19 protein-coding genes are annotated in these 19,562 nt (G+C 43.3%); all 19 read left to right on the plus strand.

Annotated features, from left to right (window positions below):
• The first annotated feature begins 20 nt into the window (after window positions 1-20).
• The 19 genes from H5180_RS09075 (at window position 21) to H5180_RS09165 (ending at window position 19,520) form a co-directional block, all read left to right on the plus strand.
• A complete protein-coding gene (locus H5180_RS09075; RefSeq protein WP_182758089.1) occupies window positions 21-1,577 on the plus strand; it encodes a DUF935 domain-containing protein in 1,557 nt (518 codons plus the stop codon).
• The gene (locus H5180_RS09080; protein WP_182758090.1) at window positions 1,578-3,059 is read left to right on the plus strand and encodes a phage minor head protein; all 1,482 of its coding nucleotides are present in this window, start codon (window positions 1,578-1,580) and stop codon (window positions 3,057-3,059) included.
• Window positions 3,056-3,250, plus strand: a complete 195-nt coding sequence (locus H5180_RS09085) for a hypothetical protein (protein WP_182758091.1) — start codon at window positions 3,056-3,058, stop codon at window positions 3,248-3,250. The genes H5180_RS09080 and H5180_RS09085 overlap by 4 nt, the downstream gene beginning before the upstream one ends.
• Window positions 3,250-3,702, plus strand: a complete 453-nt coding sequence (locus tag H5180_RS09090; RefSeq protein WP_182758092.1) for a phage virion morphogenesis protein — start codon at window positions 3,250-3,252, stop codon at window positions 3,700-3,702. The genes H5180_RS09085 and H5180_RS09090 overlap by 1 nt, the downstream gene beginning before the upstream one ends.
• 42 nt (window positions 3,703-3,744) lie before the next feature.
• Window positions 3,745-5,223, plus strand: a complete 1,479-nt coding sequence (locus tag H5180_RS09095; protein ID WP_182758093.1) for a hypothetical protein — start codon at window positions 3,745-3,747, stop codon at window positions 5,221-5,223.
• 264 nt (window positions 5,224-5,487) lie between these two features.
• A complete protein-coding gene (locus H5180_RS09100; protein ID WP_182758094.1) occupies window positions 5,488-6,666 on the plus strand; it encodes a phage protease in 1,179 nt (392 codons plus the stop codon).
• Window positions 6,666-7,574 (plus strand): Mu-like prophage major head subunit gpT family protein, encoded by a 909-nt coding sequence (locus tag H5180_RS09105; protein WP_182758095.1) that lies wholly within the window; start codon window positions 6,666-6,668, stop codon window positions 7,572-7,574. Before H5180_RS09100 ends, H5180_RS09105 begins: the two co-directional genes overlap by 1 nt.
• Before the next feature lie 74 nt (window positions 7,575-7,648).
• Window positions 7,649-8,131 (plus strand): HI1506-related protein, encoded by a 483-nt coding sequence (locus H5180_RS09110; protein ID WP_182758096.1) that lies wholly within the window; start codon window positions 7,649-7,651, stop codon window positions 8,129-8,131.
• Entirely contained in the window at window positions 8,132-8,560 is a 429-nt protein-coding gene (locus H5180_RS09115; RefSeq protein WP_182758097.1) for a gp436 family protein, read from the plus strand.
• The gene (locus H5180_RS09120) at window positions 8,560-8,976 is read left to right on the plus strand and encodes a hypothetical protein (protein ID WP_182758098.1); all 417 of its coding nucleotides are present in this window, start codon (window positions 8,560-8,562) and stop codon (window positions 8,974-8,976) included. Before H5180_RS09115 ends, H5180_RS09120 begins: the two co-directional genes overlap by 1 nt.
• A gap of 1 nt (window position 8,977) precedes the next feature.
• Window positions 8,978-9,727 carry a hypothetical protein gene (locus H5180_RS09125; protein ID WP_182758099.1) on the plus strand — a complete coding sequence of 250 codons (750 nt, stop codon included), beginning with the start codon at window positions 8,978-8,980 and terminating at the stop codon, window positions 9,725-9,727.
• 79 nt (window positions 9,728-9,806) lie between these two features.
• Complete coding sequence (locus H5180_RS09130) at window positions 9,807-13,391, plus strand: tape measure protein (RefSeq protein ID WP_182758100.1); 3,585 nt, start codon at window positions 9,807-9,809, stop codon at window positions 13,389-13,391.
• On the plus strand, window positions 13,388-13,750 hold the full coding sequence (locus H5180_RS09135) for a hypothetical protein (protein ID WP_182758101.1): 363 nt from the start codon (window positions 13,388-13,390) through the stop codon (window positions 13,748-13,750). The genes H5180_RS09130 and H5180_RS09135 overlap by 4 nt, the downstream gene beginning before the upstream one ends.
• Before the next feature lie 9 nt (window positions 13,751-13,759).
• Entirely contained in the window at window positions 13,760-15,898 is a 2,139-nt protein-coding gene (locus H5180_RS09140) for a hypothetical protein (protein ID WP_182758102.1), read from the plus strand.
• 4 nt (window positions 15,899-15,902) lie between these two features.
• Window positions 15,903-16,892: a hypothetical protein gene (locus tag H5180_RS09145; protein WP_182758103.1), complete on the plus strand. Its 990-nt coding sequence runs from the start codon at window positions 15,903-15,905 to the stop codon at window positions 16,890-16,892.
• Window positions 16,892-17,215 carry a hypothetical protein gene (locus tag H5180_RS09150; RefSeq protein ID WP_138555816.1) on the plus strand — a complete coding sequence of 108 codons (324 nt, stop codon included), beginning with the start codon at window positions 16,892-16,894 and terminating at the stop codon, window positions 17,213-17,215. The genes H5180_RS09145 and H5180_RS09150 overlap by 1 nt, the downstream gene beginning before the upstream one ends.
• Window positions 17,212-19,050, plus strand: a complete 1,839-nt coding sequence (locus H5180_RS09155) for a hypothetical protein (protein ID WP_182758104.1) — start codon at window positions 17,212-17,214, stop codon at window positions 19,048-19,050. Before H5180_RS09150 ends, H5180_RS09155 begins: the two co-directional genes overlap by 4 nt.
• Entirely contained in the window at window positions 19,043-19,267 is a 225-nt protein-coding gene (locus H5180_RS09160) for a hypothetical protein (protein WP_182758105.1), read from the plus strand. The genes H5180_RS09155 and H5180_RS09160 overlap by 8 nt, the downstream gene beginning before the upstream one ends.
• A gap of 76 nt (window positions 19,268-19,343) precedes the next feature.
• A complete protein-coding gene (locus H5180_RS09165; RefSeq protein WP_182758106.1) occupies window positions 19,344-19,520 on the plus strand; it encodes a hypothetical protein in 177 nt (58 codons plus the stop codon).
• The last annotated feature ends 42 nt before the right edge of the window (window positions 19,521-19,562 follow it).

Genomic DNA, 19,562 nt, shown 5'->3' on the forward strand with positions numbered 1-19,562 from the left:
ATTAAAGTTAGAGTAAACCCATGACCCAAATAGTAGATATTCACGGCAACCCAATTACATCAACCGACTTTAAGCAAACCCAAACCGAGCAAGATAGCCGCGTGGGCATGCTAATGCGCCAGTTTGCTGAGCACCCAAGCGAAGCGCTTACCCCAGCCAAATTAGCGCAATTACTAAAAGATGCCGACGCAGGTAACTTAGCGGCCATGGCCGACTTAGCCAAAGACATGGAAGACAAAGACGGCCATCTATTTAGTGAGCTTACCAAGCGCCGCCGAGGCTGGCTTAAATACGATTGGTCAGTAGAGCCGCCACGTAACGCAACAGAGCAAGAAGAAAAAGACGCTGCTGCAATACAAGAAATATTAGAAGATGCCACTTGGTTAGAGGATCTAATTTTTGATTGTAGCGACGCAATACTAAAATCGTTTTCGTGCAATGAGCTGAACTGGGCGTATGACGGTGGCGAGCATATTATTACCGGTTATGAATTTCGTGATCAAAACCTATTCCAAACCCATCCAGATAACCGCAACCAGTTAATGCTGCGCGACAACAGCTATACAGGCCAAGCGTTAAACCCGTTTGGCTGGTGCGCGCATATTCATAAATCCAAATCGGGTTATATTCACCGCACCGGGTTAACCTCAACGGTGGCATGGCCGTACTTATTTAAAAACTATTCAATCCGCGACCTTGCTGAGTTCCTAGAGATTTACGGCTTACCGCTGCGCTTAGGCAAATACCCAAATGGCGCAAGTGATGACGAGAAAGCCACTTTGTTACGTGCTGTGCTTAGCATCGGCCATAACGCTGGCGGCATTATTCCAAAGGGAATGGATATTGAATTTCAAAATGCGGCTAACGGTCAATCAGATCCATTTGAAGCCATGATCAAGTGGTGTGAAACCACCCAAAGTAAAGCGGTGTTAGGCGCAACGCTTACTAGTCAAGCCGACGGTAAAACCAGCACAAACGCGCTTGGTAATGTACACATGGACGTACTAGACGACATAACAGAGAGCGATTTAAAACAAGTAGCCAACACCATTACACGCGATATTATTTACCCTATGCACGCGCTTAACTCTAAAAGTTACTCAGGCGCACGCCGTATTCCGCGCTTTAAATTTGACACCAGCGAAGCCGAAGACATTGCCCAGTTAGCCCCAGCACTTAAAATACTCACCGAAGTTAATTACCCAATTCCTGCAAAATGGGTGAGCGAAAAAACCCAAATCCCACTCCCTGAAAAGGGCGAGGCTATTTTAAGCTTAACTCCAATAACAGAGCCACAAACCGCTTTAAAAGGCTTTGCCGCACTTAAATCAGCAACGCAAAAAGACAACGCCGACTTATTGGCTGAGCAGCTAGCCGCACAAGCACAAACGCACTTAAATAGCATGAGCGATGCTGTAACCGAGCTTGTTAAAAATGCCAGCAGCTTAGAAGAAATACGAGACGGCATACTTGAATTAGAGCCGCAAATAAGTGCAGAGGGTTTTACTGAGATAATGGCAAAGGCAATGGCAGCAAGTGAGTTGTTAGGCGCGCTAGAAGTGGATGAGGGCCGTTAAATGGCTGTTAGATATGGCTCACTGCCATTTGACGATGGCATAAACTTTTTTCGGCAAAAGCTAAATACACCTAGCGCTAGTTGGGATGACGTATGGCAAAGCGCCCACAATCGCGCATTTATGGTGGCTGGTGTTACCAAAGCCGATATGCTTAACGATTTTTACACCTCAGTTGATAAAGCGATCAGCGAGGGTAAAAGTTTAAATTGGTTTCAAAAAGAGTTTGATAATATCAAATCGCGTTACGGTTGGGAGCATAACGGCCAGCCAGCTTGGCGCAGCCAGTTAATATACGAAACCAATATTCGCCAAGCCTACAACGCGGGCCGTGAAGGGCAAATACAGGCGCTTAAAGCAAGCCGCCCTTATGCGTTATACAAACACGGCGATAGTGAAACCCCACGCATAATACATTTAAAATGGCACAACTTGGTGCTACCGGTTGATGATCCATGGTGGGATGCCCACAGCCCCGGTAATGGTTGGGGCTGCAAATGTAAAAAATACAGCCTAAGCGAGCGTGAGCTTAAACGCCGTGGCCTTACTGTAGGCACCGCGCCCGATGATGGTAGTTATACTTGGACTAATAAAAAAACGGGTGAAGAGTTTGAGCTACCATTGGGGATTGATCCGGGCTTTGACTACACCCCCAAGAATACCGCTCAGCTAACAAGCCAGGTTAAAAAGCAAATAGCAGATAAGCCACCGATCGCAAAACGCATAGAGGATTACCAAGCAACCCGCATTGTACCATCGGCTTATAGCAGCGCTAAAAACGTTACAGCGCTAAAGCTTGATCCGCTATTAGCCCAGCTAGACATTGAAGTACTTGAAGGCTTAAACGACTTTCTAACAGCCAAAAAAACTAAAACCGTATTTGTAAATCAAACCCAAATGAGTGCAGGTTCTAAAGCAAATGCAGCTATACGTAGTGAGGTGGGCGAGTACTTAGGCGTAGATGAATTTTATGCACGCATGCAATACAGCATTCGCGGTGCTAAAAACTGCGGGGGCTTTACCTCTGTAGGGTATGAGCACATAGTCGTAAAAGTGAAAAGCGCTCAAAACTTAGCTAAAGTTGATATGCAAGCGCTAAAAGACAGTGCAGCACTCACGGTGCAACGCTCAGCAAACAACAAAGGCGAATACCCGTATAATTGGCACGGTGAGACAATAAAACGTGATCACACTATTTCGCATGAGGCTAATTCATTAGATAAACACCAGGCGCATAGTTTAGTGTCTACATGGCTGCACGAACTCGGACACCAAGTGCATTACTATGCAGGTGCGCCAGAGCTTTTAAAAAATGCCTTGCCCGTAACTTATTACGGTGCGGTCAATAAATATGAGCAATTTGCAGAGGCATTCACCGCCTGGGCGCTGGCTCGCAAAGAGCTTAAAAAATGGCAGCCAGAGCTTGTAAGCTGGATAGACCAACTAGTAAAAGATGCCGCTAAATCACAGGATAAAAGACGATGAAATTAATAGAGCAAGCACAGCAGCTGCTACAGCAAACCCCGTACACATTACAAACGTGTAGAGATTTTGCAAAGCTAGAGCAACAAGCTAAAGGGCAAGAGGCTAACCAAATTGCTGATTTACTGCCCGCTCTAATTGCAGGGCTGGACCAGCAAACCCACATGCAAGCATTTGACGAAGGGCTAGTGTAATGGCTGGTGCGCGTATTGAAATAAGCACAGAGGGTGCAACGGCCATAAGTGATGTGTTAACCCAGTTGGTAAAGAACCTAGATAACTTAGCCCCTGCACTTGGCAATGTAGGCGAGCATTTAATGTTGACCCACCGTGATCACTTTGATGAGCAACGCAGCCCAGATGGCGACCCTTGGCAGCCGCTTAGCCCAGACTACGCCAAGAGTAAAAAAAAGAACAAAGATAAAATACTCAGGCTAAACGACATACTACGCGACACGTTCGCTTATAACGTAGGTGACGAATCGTTGGAGTTTGGTACAAACATGGAGTACGCCGCTATTCATCAATTTGGTGGTAGCAGCGATATGATTCCAAGATTAGCAGCAATTCCAGCAAGGCCGTTTTTGGGGCTATCAGATGAAGATGAAAAAGAAGTGATTGAGTTACTCGCTGAATTTTTGTTATAAGTAAAGTAGTCAATGGAAAATAGCTATTATGCTCGGATATGAATGATAATCTTAAAAAAATTAGATTTAATTAATTCAAAACAGCAGACATCATCATTAAAGTTTGAAAATGTTGTTTTTAAATTTAATGTTATTAAATGTAGTGAGTATATAAATTCATTTGTATTTACTAATTGTAGATTTGAAAAAGGTCTAAAGATAGAAAGGCTTACTTCAGGTAGTCATATTCAATTCGAAAACTGTGAATTTCTTCATCAAACTGGTTTACATATAGCAGATTGTCAATTCCATACTCTGAGCCTCAGAAAGTGCTACATGACTGGCTGTGGAGACGACTATTTTGATATATCTACGAGTATATTGAGTCAGACTATTTTAATTGAGAATTCAATTATTGAAACAGTAAGTGTAATTCACAGTAATTTTAATTTCGAATCATATAACTCTAAATTCCGTAAAAAATTTAGATTTTATATTTCTGAGCCTTCGACGGAAAGCCCTCAAGCCGTTACAGTGTCAGAAGAACAACTTTCTGAATTCTATCTATATTTTGGTTCTACTATTTTTGATAGAGCAGAAGTAGATATAAGGGTTGCAACAATTAAAAGGATTTCGTTTGAGCAAATAGATGATAGGAATTCTCATAATGACCAACTCGAGATTCACCAAGAAGGTATGTTAAGTATTAAGTCTAATTTGATAAAAAATATATTCATAAAAAATGTTTCTTTTACGTGTTCATATATAGACTTGGAGAATGTTCCTGTTCAAGTGTTCGAGGCTTCAAGTGCTGTATTGGGAAGTACTTTTAATTTTTCGATAAATAAACTTATTGATGAACAAAGTAGAAAAGTTGTAGCTTTAGAAATTATAGATTGTACTTTAAAAGAAAGTCGCTTTTCTGGTAGAGAGTTTGATAGACGTTTAGATTTTTCAGATACTTTTTTTACTTCTCCTCCAATCTTTTATGAAACTAAGATTCCAGAAGGTAGTATTTTTCCTAATAGTCTGCATTTTGATGTTGAAGGCAAAATCGAATATATAAATGCTTTCAGATATTTAAGGAAAGTAATGGAAGAACGAAGAGATAGAGAGCTTGAAGGCGAGTTTTTTTTACTCGAACAAGATTCAAAATTCTTACTAGATAGAAAAAAAGGAAAATTTGATTTTTTTAGATGGTGCTATAAAGAACTATCAATTTATGGAACTGATTACGATAGACCTATATATATTCTAGCTATGTCAACAATAGCATTTATTTTATATTACTATACGATAATTACGGCTCGTTGGGGAGAACCTCAATCAGGTATCGACGTAGCTGTATTATCGCAATCAGCCCACTTTGCTTTAAAACAAGTTATTATGCCTTTTTGGTCACTTAGAGATATGACGCCAATTCTTCCAATAGGGGAGTTCGATGGTTTATTAATGTTCTTAGCGTTGATTCAAAGCTCTATTTCAACAGCTAGCATAGCTTTGTTAATTTTAGCAATCAGATGGAAACTCAAGAGAGGTTAAGAGAACAACCTATAGGGGGAGTTTAAGGTTGTTTTTTTATAGTAGATACAATATGTTTAATTTTTCATTCATAAGCTTAGAATGCATTTTAAACTCGGTTTAAACAGGGTTGCATTGCTGATATTGACTCGTGTTTTACTGTGACAAACCAAAATCTACTTTTTAACCTGTAAATACCCCTTATAAATTCCCGAAACCCCGCACGGCCAACCAATTCAAATCTAAATCCATACTGAGCACAGATTATTCAAACTGTGCTCAGCCATGAAAAAACCATTTACCAAACAAAGCTTACTTGAAACCACCATAGGATTAGCTGTTTTATCAGCAAACCAGCCGGCTGATTTAGGTTTTGCTGCGTGCCGCTTTGCAAGCGAAATTAATGAGCAGGGTATCAGTGAGCGCGTAATGGTGATGCCAGATGGTTACTTTAAATCACACGACGGCCGCCCATTCGATGTGCCAGCCAATGCCTGGTTACTTGACCAAGCTGCATTTGATCTACTGAAAAGTACAGCCAGCAACCGTACCAACGATTACCATTTTGACTACGAGCACCAAACCTTACACGCCGAAGAAAACGGCAAGCCAGCCCCTGCAAGTGGGTGGTTTAACCCAAGCGATTTAGAGTATGTACCAGGCGAGGGGCTTTATGCTCTTAATGTTCGTTGGACACCTAGCGCCCGCGCACACCTAAAAAACGACGAATACCGCTTTATAAGCCCTGTTTTTCATTACGACAAACAAACAGGCCGCCCAACCAAATTACGCCACTTTGCCCTGACTAATGACCCTGCGGTAGACGGTATGGACAAAGTAGCCGTTTTAAAAACTTCTAAAACCCATGTTAACAATGGAGATACACCCATGAACGCAGCTCAAAAATTGCTGAGCTTGCTAGGTGTCACTGTGGATGGTGATAACGTCACCGATGCAGATTACACCAAAGCAACAACAGCACTCGCAGCTTTAAAGGCCAAGGCCGATGAAGCCGACACGCTCACCACCCAGCTAAGCAACGCCAATGACGCCGTTGCAGCACTTAAAGCTAATAGCCCTAATACAGAGGTTAATTTAGCTAAGTACGTGCCTGTAGAAACCTACAACGCTTTGCACACTGAAATGGTCGCGCTTAAAAGCAGCAGCGCCACGCAATCGGTTGAGCAAGAAGTAAATAAAGCCAAACAAGACGGCCGCATTATTGCGTCAGAAGTTGAATACTTAACATCGTTAGGTAATCAGCAGGGCGTTGCAGCGTTAAAAGCTGTGTTAGATGCTCGTTCACCAATTGCAAGCCTTACCGCTCAGCAAACCACTTATACACCTAAGCCAGAAAACGACAAAGATGGCTTAGCAGCACTCACCGCAGAAGACAAGTATGCCGCAGATCAACTAGGTCTAAGCCATGCTGCCTTTGCCAAAGCTAAACAGGAGCAAAACTAATGGCTTTAGTGACCCCAGCATTATTAACTGCTTTATTTACCGCGTTTAAATCTGAGTTTGAAGCAGGTAAATCAGAAGCCACACCGCAATACACAAAAATTGCTAGTGTAATTAAATCAACCTCGGCCAGTAATACCTACGGCTGGTTAGGCAAGTTCCCAAGCCTGGCTAAATGGGTGGGTGATCGTAATGTTCAAAGCATGAAAGCGCACGCTTATACCATTACCAATGACGATTACGAGTCAACTGTAGGCGTAGACCGCAACGATATTGAAGACGATAACTTAGGCGTGTATTCCCCAATTTTTAAAGAAATGGGCAGCGCGGCGGCAATTCACCCGGATGAAATGTGTTTTGAATTACTCGCAGCGGGTTTTACAACCTTGTGCTACGACGGACAAAACTTTTTTGATACTGACCACCCAGTAGCACCAAATGCCGACGGCACTGGCGCAGCAGTATCAACAGCGAATATGGCCGAAGATGCTGCTTACGAGGGGGAGCCGTGGTTTGTGCTAGACACCTCAAAAGCCCTTAAGCCGATTATTTTTCAAGAACGTAAAAAACCACAATTACTTGCCATGACCAAAGTTGATGACGAGGCGGTATTTACATCTAAACAGTACCGTTACGGCGTTGATTGCCGTGATGCCGCAGGGTTTGGTTTTTGGCAGCTTGCGTTTGCTAATAAACGCGCGTTAACGCCAGATAACCTATGGGACAGTATTGAGAGAATGAAGGCTTTTAAAGCAGATGGCGGCCGCAAGCTAGGTGTTAAGCCAATGATGTTAGTTGTTCCTGCCAGCATGGAAAAGCTAGCTACACGTATGTTAGAGCGTGAGCTTGACGCAAGCAGCTCAAACGAACTTAAAGGCCGTTTAGAGCTATTAGTCGCTGATTACCTTTAATCCCATCAATAGTTAAACCCTAATAAGTACGGGGCGTTATAGCCCCATACTTTGAAACCAGGAGTAATAATGAAATGGCTAAAACGCTTAAACTCAGCCTTATCTCTGCTGTTATTGTCAGTTGCATGCAGCCAACAGGCTACCGCCGAGCTGGTCTCAGTTTCAACCACGGTAAAAATGAAATCCCCGCTGATGGTCTTGACCAAGAGCAGCTTGATGCAATTGAAAATGATCCACGCTTATCGGTGCAAGCTATACCGCTCGATGCGAGTACTGCGCCGCAATCACAGCTGGACGCAAATAACCTGGGTGCAGATTTAGACAACCCTTTGCTCTATGCAAACGTTGATTACACCCAAGCCCCAATTGAGCTACAACCCGTTATTGCATTGATGATTGATGCACAGTTTGCAGAGCAACCTAGTTGTGCTCAGGTTTCTTATGAAGCACCAGGCGAAACCGAAGGCGAAGTAATTAAAGTTAAAGTACCTGCGCTTACTCGTGATTTAGCGTGGCAATGGCTACAAGAAGCAGCCAAAGCAGGCGAGGGCGAGTAAATGGCTTACGCAACAATAACCGCAATGCAACAGCGCTTTGGCGAGCGTGATATTATCTATTTAAGTGAGCGCGAAGATGGCCCCGTTGATGTAATTAATACCGCAGTTATTGAGCAGGCTATAAACGATGCAAGCGACGTGATTAATGGCTATTTAGCTGGGCGTTATGAGTTGCCGCTTGTCACCGTTCCTAATCTACTTGAGCAGTTTTGTTGTGATATTGCTCGCTACAAGCTTGGCACAAACGATGTGCCTGAGCATGTAGAAACCCGCTATAAGGACGCAATTAAATTTTTAATGTCAGTAGCAAAAGGCGAGCTAAGTATAGGCGTTGACGCACTAGGCCAGGACGCCAAAGTGCAAGACACCGCCACAATACAAAGCGCAGGGACTGTGTTCTCACGTGAAAAGTCAAAGGGGTTTATTTAATGTTTGAAATTACCACTGACTATTTTGCAGCTCAAAACCCGCTTAAACAGGCACTTGAACAAGTACCAGGCATTAAGCGCGTTTACTTGAGTGATGAACTGACAGACATTAAGGAAGACCGCCAAACAACACCAAGCCTTCATTTAATGTATTACTCCGATAATTTACCAGAGAGTAAAAACGCCGGTTATTTAATGAAGCTAACGCAAACATGGATAGTTGTATTAGTTGTTCGTAAGCAAGATAAAGCAGGCGAGCACTTAACAAACATTATTCGCGCTATGGCGGGCAAAGTACTTAACGGTACGGGGCCATGGCTTAGAGTAAACACCCCAGCTAAACCTCAATTCACTAGCGGCCATGCGTACTATCCGCTGGCTTTTACATGTCAAATGACTCTTAAAGGAGCGCTTTAATATGAGCGACGGTATTTTACTCGCGGGCAACATTTTTGTTGATCGCTTAAACGAACAAGGCGTAAGCACCGGCCAAATCTTTGGCCCAATTAACACCACTAAGCTCGGTATTAAAACTGAGGCTGATTCAGTCGTCCGTACATCAAATAAAAAAGCCAGCAAAGGCCAAGTGCTAGACAATGTGACAATTGCAAAGCCAGCGGCCATTACATGGGAGTTTGATGATCAACCAGCCGAAATGGTGGCTTTAGCATTAATGGGCGAAGTTGCAGCCATTAACGATGCGGCGGGTACGTTAACAGATAAAGAAGTGATATTACCTGATAATCAGTCGTGGGTTGCCGTTGGTGGTAAAAACTTTACTGATGACGTAGTTGTTAAGCAAGCTACTGAAACTAAAGTTGCAGGCGTTGATTACGAGTTTAACTTTGCACTCGGCATGATCCGTTCAATACAAGGTGGTTCATTAGCTGCTGGTGGCAGTATTACCATTACGGGCAGTTATAACGCGCGCAGTGGTAAGCGCATTAAAGGCGGTACTAAGTCACAAACACGTTTACGTATTTTTGGTGAAGGCACTAACTTAGCCAACGGTAAGCAAGTCAACTTTGAAATTTACGACACTTCGATGATGCCAACTAAAGAGCTTGATTTAGCCGGTAGTGAGTTTGTAAGTGCAGCATTGGAAGGCACAGCAAAGCTTGTAAATGGCAAAGACGAACCATTCTACATTGACGAGCTAGACGCTTAACCAATTACCTCGTACCAAAAGGCTCAGCCCGAGCCTTTTTATTCCCCCGTTTAAACACCGTTTAAAACTGAGTTAACCCATGGCAGATAAAACCCTCGAACTAGCCCTACGCGTTGTTGCAGAAGCAACGGGCAAGCAAAATATTGAGCAACTGGTTCAAGAGCTGCGCAACATTGAGCAAAGTGCCGATGCCGCTAATCCTGCTGCTGATAAACTCAGTGAATCACTAGACCAAACCGATACCAGTGCCAAGAAAACCAGCCAAACAGCAGGCAAGCTTGCCAATGAATTAGACGGGTTAGCTAATCAGGCTGATCTAATACGTGCATTTGAGCAGTCAAAACAAAAATTAGAACAACAAGAAATAGTCACAGCGGCTGCCGCTCACGCACTTGAACAATTACAAACCGAAGCCAAAAACACTGATAAGCCATTTGTGCAACTCGCGCGCTCATTAGAAGCCGCTGAGAAAGACCTAACGCAAATGCGCACCGAGCTTACACAGCAAACGAGTAAGCATGCAGCATTACAAACAGCCCTTAAACGCTCTGATGTTGATACTAATAACCTGCGTGCAGCCAAGCGTGACTTAGCTGCCCAGTTTGATAAATCTGGCCGCTCTGTCGATAAGTTTAGTAATGAATTGCGCCAAGGCACTACAGCCCAACGCGCTCAAGCACAAAGCTTAGACGGTGTAATTGGCAAAGTTATCGCACTTGCAGCGGCTTATGTGGGGTTTGATCGGGTAGCTCAAGCCGTAAGCCAGGTATTTAGCACCGGTGATAAATTTGAAAAGCTCGGCGTGCAAATGCAGGCGCTTATGGGCGGCATTGCAGGCGGCGAAAAAGCCACCGCATGGGTAAAAGAATTTACTAAAAACACCCCGCTACAACTGGGCGAAGTTAGCCAGGCGTTTGTAAAACTTAAAGCGTTTGGCCTTGATCCTATGGATGGCACCATGCAGGCCATTACCGACCAAGCATTAAAGCTCGGCGGCGGGTTTCAAGAGGTTGAAGGTATCAGCCTTGCACTCGGCCAAGCGTGGGCAAAACAAAAGCTCCAAGGCGAAGAAATACTGCAACTTGTTGAGCGCGGTATCCCAGTTTGGGATCTACTTGAAAAAGTCACGGGTAAAAACACCGTCGAGCTGCAAAAGCTATCAAGCGCAGGTAAGTTAGGCCGTGATGTAATTAAAGGCTTAATAGATGAAATGGGCCGCGCAAGTGCTGGCTCTGCTGCTGCACAAATGGCGCTCTTTAGTGGGCAAGTGTCAAACGCTAAAGACAACATGGAGCAATTTTATAACCTTATAGCGCAAAGCGGCGCAATGGATTGGTTAAAAGCCAATATTACCGCGCTTAATATTGAATTTGCAGCAATGGCGAAAGATGGCCGCTTGCAAGAATGGGCGCAAAAAATTAGCGACACAATCGTAAGCACAGGTAATGCAATTAAAGGTGCAGCTACCACGCTTTATGAATACCGCGAAGAAATAGCCACAGTAGCTAAAGTATGGCTGGCGCTTAAAGTCGGTAACTATTTTAGCAGTGTGATCAGCGGCGCAACCACGGCCATTGCATCACTAAGAACCTACACAGCTGCTATTGGCTCTACCACAGTCGCAACTAATGCCGCAGGCATTGCAGCAGCTAAATGGAGTACTGCGCTTAAGGCTGTAGGTAAAGCAGGATTATATACCTGGTTAATTACCGAGTTAATCGACGTTGGTTTACTGTATAAAGATTTACTGGTTGCTGAGGAATCACTCAGGAAGTCGCAACAAGCAAGTGTAATACAAGCCAAAGCATTAGCAGATGAATTGCAAATGCTGGCGAACTCTACGGGTTTGATCATCCGTAATTCAGCAGAATTAGACGCATTGATAGAAAGCGGAAAGCTAGTGTGGGACGAAGCCACCCAGCGCTATATCAATATTGAATTTCAACAGCGCAAATTAGCCGAAGCCACAGCAGCTGCAACAGAGGCTGAGCAGAAGCGCCAAGAACTGCTTACGCTCTCACTCCCCGAAGCGCTTAAAACCATCCAGTCATTAGAGCAGCAGGCAACAAGCTTAGACGGTGTAAAAGTTGGTGTTGATGGTTTTATACAAAGCATAGAATCTGCCCGTGTTGCAATTGCTGGCGCTGGTGAGCAGTACCAGGGCCAGTTAGCCATTTTAGATGCGCTAAAAGTAAAGTTTGAAGAACACGGCGCATTACTTGAACGTCAAAAAATATTCGCGGGCGATGTAGAAAAAGCCTATGCGGAGCTAGGCTTAACGTCATCAAAAGCGCTCGATGATACCGCTAATAAATTACGCGCAGCCTATGAGCTAATGCAGGAGTCAGAGCAACCCTTAGCCGTACAACGCCAAGCCTATTTAAAGTGGGCTGAGGCTGCCATTGCCGCCGCAGACGCAACAGATAAAACCGTTCCCTCTAGTATTCAAGCCGCAGCTGCTGCACTGGGGTTAACGAAAGAACTCGATAAGCTCATTGAAAAAGCAAATGCTTTAAAACCTGTTACTGATACAAACAGCGATGCAGTAAACCGCTTTACCCGCGAGTTAGAGCAAACCCGCGACGCAATAAAAACTAATCAGCAAGTAATGGCGAGCAGCACGGCCACTGCTGAGCAAAAAGCCCAAGCGCAAGCCGCGCTGACCATTCAACAACAGCGCTTAACTAACCAAACAAGTGATTTAACGCGCGTTCAGCAGCTAGAGCTTAAAAGTTTAGGTGAATTACAACGCGAACATAGCCGCTTAACAGATGAACTTGAGCGCTTAAATGATCGCTATCAAGCAGGCAATTTAACAGCGCAACAATATAACTATGAAAAACAGCGCTTAGGCGATGTATTAAGCGTTGTAAATAACCTGCTAGGTGACTTTAAAGGCGCACAAGATGCCGCCACAGCATCAACCCGAGCAGGCACGCAAGCCACTAATGATCAAGTTAAGGCGAACGAATCAGCATCAAAAAGCTTACGTGAGCAAAAAGAAGAATTAGAACGTGTTGCCGCCTCAGCAAATCGCGCCTCAAGCAGTGTAAATAAATACAATCAATCACAACGTGCCAGCGTAAGTGATGTAGTCGATTATCAGGAAGAGAACGGCCGCAGTGCATACGATTTAGACTCAAAAGAGATCAACGAAGAGCGCGAACGCCGCGCTTATGCCGATACTCAAAATACACATTTTAGTAAATTTAGCGGCCAAATTGATAACGCCAGCAGTAGCAAAGCGCTGACTGATTTATACAACAAAATCAATAAACAGCTTACATATCTAACGCGTGAGCAAAAGAGCACGTTAAACGCAGCCATTAACGCACAACAGCAAGCGATAAAAGCGCAAAGCACCACTCAAAAAGCTGTTGAACAAGTACAGTCTTATACGCCTGCACCAACACCAAGCTATACGCCGCCTACAAACAATTATACGCCCAGTAATAACGCCTCTAACGGCGATTTAAACAGCCTTACAACTGCTGTACGTGAATTGATCACCATACTTAAAAGCCAGCAGACTTTTACTAGTAACACCAACGGTAAAACAGTCCGGTTAGAACTTGCATTACCTGGCGGGCAATCGGCCAGTTTATTAGCTCAGTTTGAAGAGCAATTTTTACAAAAACTTGAACAGTTGAGTAACACCCAATGATCGTAATTAACGCACAACAATTAGATAACTTTGTCTGGCTCAATGAGTTTGATTATTTACCAGTAGCCGAGCAAACCGAACGCGCATTAAACGGCGCGCAGCACATTGAAAAAACGCCGATACCACAAGGCCGCCCAATCTATTTATACAGTGATTTTGAAGACGCTAGCGTATTTACACCATTGCATGAGCATGCACAAACAACCCTCACCTCGTTTGAAATAACCATACGCGGCACGGTATTTAATGTTGTGTGGGACCACAGCCAAAAAGCTGTTGAAGCCGTGCCGCATACGCACTTTTCCGACTCAGCACCTACACACTTTCAAAACGTAAACCTACGTTTAAAAACCGTTTAAGGCCAAATAATGAAAAGAACCGATTTAAAAATATTTAAGCCGCAACGCATTGGCAACGAGCCACACGCTGGCGGACACCGCACCAGTAACGCGATTGTTAGCGGTAAACTTAACGATGTGTTTAGCTCAATCAGTGATATTGACCATGCCCGATCATCATTTGATCTCGTCAAATTATACCCAGCATTAAGCACAGACGATTCAAGCCGTTTGCAAGACGCGCATATATTTCTAAGCGACCAGCCAGACGACCCGCTTGTAAACGTATTGCTTGTTGAAGCTAAAGACCTCAAAGACACCGATACCGTTGCAGAAATGCTGCCTTATCTTGGGCTTGCTAGCACTAAATTTCACGGCACCAGTATAATTACTGCACCAGTGGATGCGCAGGGCCAAGAGCTAAGCGTGGAATCAATTACACGCACGTTAACGCCAAGTATTACCACAGTTAATACAAAGATAGGACTTAAACCCGATTCAGAGCCATTTAGTATTTACCGTACTAAGCGCATTTTAAGCTACGGTGAAATTACTCAAATAAACATTAGTGTTGATGATGTTTTAGAAGCTGAGCCTACATTTTATGGTGAGTATCAATACACATGGTATTACGACACCAGCTACTTGGACCAGCCCAGCAACGTGATAAGAGGCGTTAAAACACTGAAAATCAATGCTGGAGCTGGTGAGCTTAATTCACTGCGTTATCAAAATGGTACATTCTCTTGTGCAAAATTGAACCCCGCCGTGGCTAAAGACCAATATTTCACGCTTTACTATTTATCAAATCAAGATTTTAGGTTTCATTCATTTACAACGAGTGCAGTGATCACCTTGGGCGCTGGTGAAACCGTTTTAAAAGGCTCGGCTAAGCTTAAAAAAACGGGTGACGAAACAGTATATAAAGACGATAGCCAAGGCCGTTTTATATCCGGCGGCTATGTGTTTGCGACCATTGATTATGATACTGGCGTAATCACAGAAATTGATAGCGTTGATTATAACGGAACAGTAACCGAAAACCTTGGCGCATTAATTCAAAAAGGTGCGTTAACAATCAATGCTAAGCGCTGGCAGTTACCGAGCAGTAACTTTGCGCGTGACTCGGTTTATATTACGTTTGAAACCGTAGCGGGTGCCACGTTCTCAGCGTCTAGCGACTTAAGCGGTAATATCACAGGCACTAATTGCACAGGTACAGTAAGCGCAACGGGCTATGTAGATTTAGCATTTAGTGAAGATGTTAAGCCCGACTCAATTCGCTTTGATTATAACGAAATTGAAGTAACCACAGTACCCGCGCCGCCGGGTGGCTTTGATACTTCAACGCTACCAAATAATGGCACTGTGCCAATTTTTCATACGTTTAACCCTGTTAGCGTACAGAACCGTGAACGCACAGCGGCTGCGAGCTTAACCATCGGCCAAACGATTAACGTTTTAGCTGATGCTGACTTTATCGATATTGTTGACAGTTTAGGTGCAAGTTGTTGGTCTGTGACTGATGACAATTACAGCTATGATTCTGCAACGGGTAATATCACAATAAACGCAGGTATAAGCGCATTTTCACCGCCGTTTATTATCACTGCAATTCAGTCTGAACTTGCATTGATTGACGCAATAGACAGCAACACATTAAGCCTACTAACACCGCTAAACCGTGCTTATCCCGCAGGCGCAACGGTTAGCAGTGTGCAAGTGCTGGGTGACTTTCAAGCGCAAACAAAAGACGAACGCACACTCGCGGCATGGCAAAACAATTTTGGTGATACTGGCGCGGCTGCATCAAGCGCTATCAATACAACTCAATATCCAATTGAACTAACCAACATTGGTGCAATAGCACAGCGCTGGGCCATCGTGTTTACATCAACCACCGCTTACAACGTAATCGGTGAGTCGGTAGGCAACATTTACAGCGGCGATACGCTAAACGACTGTGCGCCGATTAACTCATTCGCGGGCGCACCGTATTTTATATTACGCGCCGATGCGTTTGGCGCAGGACTAAACCCCGGTGAAGTTTTTTTATTCGAGACTCTAGCGGCCAGTAAACCAACAATGGTTACACGCTCAGTATCACCCGGGCATTCTGAAATAGTACGTGACAATTCAACACTCAGTTTTCGTGGAAATAAGGATTAAAATTATGGCTTTACCAGTAACAGTTTATAGATGGGACGACCCCGGCGCGCCGCAAATAGTAGATGGCAGACCTAGTGAATTTATTAATGTTTTTAAAAAGTGTCTAGTTGAAGGGTACGGTGATAAACAGCCGCTAGGTTGGCAAGTGCAGCTTGAAGAAGCAATAAATAAAATATCTTTTACTAATGATGTCACCGCTGGCGGTTCTGGTGGCAGCTTTGTTTTGAAATCAGCTTTAGGAGGTGATGAAGTAGGTGAGAAAGTTATTATTCAATGTTGCCAATCATTCATTGATTTTGAAAATATTATTCAAGCGTCACCAAAGTCAACATATAAAATGAAGGGTGGCACCTTTGGTTATGATTTGTTCCCTCAATGGTTGGTAATAGGTACATCGCATGCGTTTTACTTTATTACTAAAATGACAACGCATCAGTCTGTATCAAGCCTTCAAAATCTTTATTACCCTGCTTTTTTTGTTGGTGATTTTAATAAAATAATTCCAAGCGACCAAAATAGATTTATTTTATTCGGAGGTTATACAGGACTAAATGATGACACTAACCCCGGTTCAACCGCGTATTTATCAGGAAAATTAGTCGACGGCGCGGCATCATCATCAATAAAAGGGTATACGCTAGACTCTCCTCCAAGTGTTTGGCAGTACACAATAAGAACACTTCTTGGTTCAGGTCGAAATAATATTGAAGATTCAGTGGTAAAAAAAGAAACGCCAGAGATAACATTTATGTCTCCAGCTTATATATTTAATAACAGCTACGATTATCACAGATCTGAATATGCTGAAACTTACAACTCGGTTACGAACCCTGCAATACGGGGGGTTATCCCTGGGTTATTTGTCTCTCAGCAAGTTGGTTTTTTTGATGAAGCACTTTATTACACTCCAATAATTAATAATCAAGTTCACCTGAATCTACCATCTACAGGAGGAAGGGCTAGTGCTGTATGGATTAATATGGAGCAGTGGTAATGCATTTGTTTGAACCAATTATTTTATGGCCGCAATTAACGAATATTGTTTCAGCATTATCAATAGATGTTGATCCAGACGCTGAGCGTTTGCAGGTATTTGATCGTAAAAGTGGCACTTTGATATGGCATCAACGTGTAAGTGGTCAATTTTTTAAATTCTTTCCAAAAGAAACGGCCCTTAACCCCAGTTTAATGTGTGTGATACTTGATGATAATGAGCAATTTAATGCACAAATAGCAGATCATATACAAGGCATGCTTGTTGATGCAGTTGTATTTGATCCAACTAACCCATTACCCTACGAGCCGCCAGTAGCATGATTGAATTACGCTTTATTAATCCATATCAGGTTAATAAATCGCCTATTCAATTAAGCTATCAAAATAATGACATGGATGTCATGGGTAATGATGCCGCGTTGTTGATGCGATTTACTAAACCTTATGCAATAAATCAATCACCACTGATAATCAGATTTGGTGATGACACAGGGCCAGTTGATCCAACGCTACCTTTTTTACAAGCTAACATTGGCATCGAATCAGATTTAAGCTGGTTAAACCCATCATTAATAACACAAAGTAAAGCTCTCGCATGGCAAACAGATTCTATTAAAACCGAGCTTGAAACGGCTTTTAGCAACGTTGAATTAACCCCTGCGGCATTTAGTTTTGACTGGCAAACCATTGCATTAGTTACAGCACAAAATAGCATTAAATGGGGTAACAGCGGCTATATATCAAACGTTATTCAAATGCCGTATAAAATCATCACTGCAATTGAATATAACGAAAAGAATTTTAACTGGTTAACTCAGTTAGATGTTGATCAAACCGAGCATAAAGCGCTTTGGAACAGCTCAGAACTATTAAAAACGGCTCGCGAACTGCATTGGCATGTTAAGCCATTTTTAGAGTCCAGCGAGTTTGTGATCCACTACGGTGAGACAGACAAAGAGTACATTTGTTATTGGCGTAATCACCCATTTAAAGGCTATGTAAATTTAGAGTTTACAGCGCCAGCAACGGTACACAATGGCCGCTTAGTCATGCGCTTTAACAACCCCGACAAAGTTTGCTATTGGGGGCTACCCGGCGGCTTAGTGCGCGGTGATGATGACGTACCAACCATTGACCGCAAAATCCCCATAGAGCCACAAATTAGGAATACATATATCATGCAGCCAACAATCAATTGTGTGCGTGTTTCAGACGATTTAAAAATACTAATCAACAGCGTTAATTACTCAATATCACGCGGCCAATTTAGCGCTACATGCAATATTAAATTTTGCTCACGCATCGACTTTGAACGCGCCCTGGGCCAAGAGCTTAAAATCTCGATAAATGGCTATGACTTTTATGTCATTTGTGAGCAGCCAAGCACAAGCAATCGCTTTGCTAATCAAAGCTACAGCGCAAGTTGTCGCAGTCGTTTTGCGTTACTATCTAACCCTTACGCAAGGGCTACTAACTACGCTAATCCAACTGCAAAAACTTTAGCGGGGATCATGTCTGACATACTCGTTAATACGGGGTGGTTACTCGATAATAAAATGATTGATTATCCAATCCCTACAGGCGCGTTTACTTATACAAATTTAACCCCAGCTGCGGCACTGTTAAGTGTGGCTAAGTCAGTTGGCGCAATACTCGATATTAACGACGCAACTAAAACTGTCTCAGTGGTCCCAGCATGGCCCGTAGTGCCATGGGATACAGCCAATGCAATCTGTGATGTGATCCTTAACGATTCAATCATACTTGAGCACAGCAGTAGCCAAACAATAAGCCAGGAATATAACGCGGTATTTGTGCGCGGTGAACAGCAAGGCGTAGCATGTAAAATCAAACGAGCTGGTACGCTAGGTGATCAGTTTGCCAATGATGTTGTAGACACGCTAATTACACATAATCAGGCAGCTCGTCAGCGCGGAACGTGCGAGCTGGCTAACAGCGGTAAGAAACAAAATACAACAATAAGAACCAAAATTTTAGACGACTTGCCACCAATCAGACCAGGTATGTTAGTTGGTATCACTTACACAGATTCAGTTTTTAAAGCGACGTGCGATAGCATGACAATTAACGCCAGTATCAGCGACCAAGGCGCTATTACAGTTAGCCAAACAATACAGGTGGTAAGCAATGTCTAACACACTAAACAGACTCGGCTCAGTACTGGATAAAACCCAGCGCACCATAGCAACAATAGTCACAGTTAACACAAACGGCACCACGCTAGTCGAATACAGCGACAGCAGCAAAAGTGTTGTACTAGGTGATAGCGTTCAAACAGGCGCGGTATACGTAGAAAATGGGCGCATAGTAGGCGCTGCGCCTCTACTACCTTTTTCTGAAATTGAAGTGTAAACGTACTGTTTTGTTGTAAGAATAGAAACGTTAATGTAAATTTTGCGGCCATATTTAATAATAAAGGAGTTTAAATATGAAAATTGATAATTCTATCAATCTATCTAATGCAAACGCATTACAGCAGCAAAACAAACCACAAGTAAAACCAACAACGGAACAGAAAGTTGATTTTGCAGCAGCATTAGAATCAGAAATGAAACTAATGAACGGCGGTGGAGCACACCCCCCCAAAGACAAAAAACCACTGTAATGCAAACATCGATACTTGATCTAGTTTTTGGATACACGATAA

Origin of the sequence: Pseudoalteromonas sp. SR41-4 (assembly GCF_014163985.1) — a bacterium.
GTDB classification, from domain to species: Bacteria; Pseudomonadota; Gammaproteobacteria; order Enterobacterales; family Alteromonadaceae; genus Pseudoalteromonas; species Pseudoalteromonas rhizosphaerae.

Bases quoted from the DNA above. Each gene is read 5' to 3' on its own strand.
- H5180_RS09075 (WP_182758089.1), top strand. From the start codon at position 21: ATGACCCAAATAGTAGATATTCACGGCAACCCAATTACATCAACCGAC.
- H5180_RS09080 (WP_182758090.1), top strand. From the start codon at position 1,578: ATGGCTGTTAGATATGGCTCACTGCCATTTGACGATGGCATAAACTTT.
- H5180_RS09085 (WP_182758091.1), top strand. From the start codon at position 3,056: ATGAAATTAATAGAGCAAGCACAGCAGCTGCTACAGCAAACCCCGTAC.
- H5180_RS09090 (WP_182758092.1), top strand. From the start codon at position 3,250: ATGGCTGGTGCGCGTATTGAAATAAGCACAGAGGGTGCAACGGCCATA.
- H5180_RS09095 (WP_182758093.1), top strand. From the start codon at position 3,745: ATGATAATCTTAAAAAAATTAGATTTAATTAATTCAAAACAGCAGACA.
- H5180_RS09100 (WP_182758094.1), top strand. From the start codon at position 5,488: ATGAAAAAACCATTTACCAAACAAAGCTTACTTGAAACCACCATAGGA.
- H5180_RS09105 (WP_182758095.1), top strand. From the start codon at position 6,666: ATGGCTTTAGTGACCCCAGCATTATTAACTGCTTTATTTACCGCGTTT.
- H5180_RS09110 (WP_182758096.1), top strand. From the start codon at position 7,649: ATGGCTAAAACGCTTAAACTCAGCCTTATCTCTGCTGTTATTGTCAGT.
- H5180_RS09115 (WP_182758097.1), top strand. From the start codon at position 8,132: ATGGCTTACGCAACAATAACCGCAATGCAACAGCGCTTTGGCGAGCGT.
- H5180_RS09120 (WP_182758098.1), top strand. From the start codon at position 8,560: ATGTTTGAAATTACCACTGACTATTTTGCAGCTCAAAACCCGCTTAAA.
- H5180_RS09125 (WP_182758099.1), top strand. From the start codon at position 8,978: ATGAGCGACGGTATTTTACTCGCGGGCAACATTTTTGTTGATCGCTTA.
- H5180_RS09130 (WP_182758100.1), top strand. From the start codon at position 9,807: ATGGCAGATAAAACCCTCGAACTAGCCCTACGCGTTGTTGCAGAAGCA.
- H5180_RS09135 (WP_182758101.1), top strand. From the start codon at position 13,388: ATGATCGTAATTAACGCACAACAATTAGATAACTTTGTCTGGCTCAAT.
- H5180_RS09140 (WP_182758102.1), top strand. From the start codon at position 13,760: ATGAAAAGAACCGATTTAAAAATATTTAAGCCGCAACGCATTGGCAAC.
- H5180_RS09145 (WP_182758103.1), top strand. From the start codon at position 15,903: ATGGCTTTACCAGTAACAGTTTATAGATGGGACGACCCCGGCGCGCCG.
- H5180_RS09150 (WP_138555816.1), top strand. From the start codon at position 16,892: ATGCATTTGTTTGAACCAATTATTTTATGGCCGCAATTAACGAATATT.
- H5180_RS09155 (WP_182758104.1), top strand. From the start codon at position 17,212: ATGATTGAATTACGCTTTATTAATCCATATCAGGTTAATAAATCGCCT.
- H5180_RS09160 (WP_182758105.1), top strand. From the start codon at position 19,043: ATGTCTAACACACTAAACAGACTCGGCTCAGTACTGGATAAAACCCAG.
- H5180_RS09165 (WP_182758106.1), top strand. From the start codon at position 19,344: ATGAAAATTGATAATTCTATCAATCTATCTAATGCAAACGCATTACAG.